The following is a 1,520-nucleotide window of genomic DNA, read 5'->3' on the forward strand; positions in this document are numbered from 1 at the left end:
ACCGAGGAAGCGGTCGCGCAGGTGTGGCAGGAAGTCCTGCAACTCGACCGGATCGGCGTCCACGACAACTTCTTCGACCTCGGCGGCCACTCCCTCCTGGTGACGCTCGCCGTCGCCCGCCTGGTGAAGACGCTCGAACGGCCCGTGGACATCCGGGACTTCTTCGCCCACCCGACCATCGCCGAGTTCGCCGCGGCCCTGCCCGCCGCGCCCACGAAACCTGCGCCGGGCATCAGCCGGATGGCTCGCAGCGGCGACTTCCCCCTCTCCTTCGCGCAGGAGGGCCTCTGGTTCCTGAACCGGCTCGAACCCGACGCACCGGACTACATGGCCGCACTTGCCTGGCGGGTCGAGGGCGAACTCGACCGCGAGCGTCTGGATCAGGCCCTGCGGCACCTGGTGGACCGGCACGAGATGCTCCGGACGACCTTCCCGCTCGTCGACGCCCAGCCCGTCCAGCGCGTGGCCACCCGCACCGAGACCACCAGCACCTGGCGTGACGTACGCGGTCTGCCCGACTCGCTGGGTACGGCGCTGCGCCAGGCCGGCGACGCACTGCACCGGCCCTTCGACCTCGAGACCGGCCCCCTGTTCCGGACCCTCGTCTGGCAGCTCGGCGACACCGACCACCTGCTGGTGCTGGCGATGCACCACATCATCACCGACGGCTGGTCGATGGGCGTCCTCGTCCGCGAACTCGGTGCTCTCTACGCGGGACAACCGCCACTGCCCGAACTACCGGTCCAGTACGTCGACTACGCCGACTGGCAGCGCCAGGAGCGTGGCGGCGACACAATCGCACACGACCTGGGTTACTGGCGGGAGCGGCTGAGCGGTCTTCCGGTGCTGGAGCTGCCCACCGACCGTCCGCGTCCGGAGCGCCCCACATGGGCGGGGGCGACCTACGAGTTCACGCTCGAACCCGAACTGGTGGCCGGGCTGGAGCGGTTGGGCCGGGAGCACGGTGCCACCCTGTACATGACCCTGCTGGCGGCGTTCCAGGTGCTGCTGGGGCAGTGGAGCGGCCAGCGCGACTTCGGCATCGGGGTGCCGGTGGCCGGCCGGGGCCGCCCTGAGGTGGAGAACCTCATCGGCCTGTTCGTGAACACCCTCGTCGTCCGGGCCGACCTCGCGGGCGATCCGACGTTCGTCGAACTGCTGACCCGCGTCCGAGACCACACCGTCGAGGCACTCGGCCACCAGGACGCGCCTTTCGAACGCGTGGTGGAGGAGCTGCGCCCCGACCGGGACCTGAGCCGATCGCCGCTGTTCCAGGTGATGTTCGACCTGGAAGCGGGCTCGGTCGCCGCCCCCCGGCTCGGCGCCGCACGACTGCTTCCCGTCGAGATCCCCTTCGACGCGACCAAGTACGACCTGATGTTCACCTTCACCACCGACCCGGGCCGCGCCGGCGGTTTCGTGCAGTACCGGACGGATCTGTTCGATGAGGTGTCGGTGGGTCGGTTGGTGGGTCGGTGTCGGTCGTTGTTGGGGGCGGTGGTGGCGGGTCCTGGTCGGTG

1 protein-coding gene is annotated in these 1,520 nt (G+C 70.1%); it reads left to right on the plus strand.

The features are described from left to right. Positions 1-1,520: condensation domain-containing protein (locus ACGFT2_RS34080; protein WP_393286242.1), on the plus strand; the 1,520-nt coding region annotated here is incomplete at both ends.

Source organism: Streptomyces sp. NPDC048514 (assembly GCF_043199955.1).
Lineage (GTDB): Bacteria > Actinomycetota > Actinomycetes > Streptomycetales > Streptomycetaceae > Streptomyces.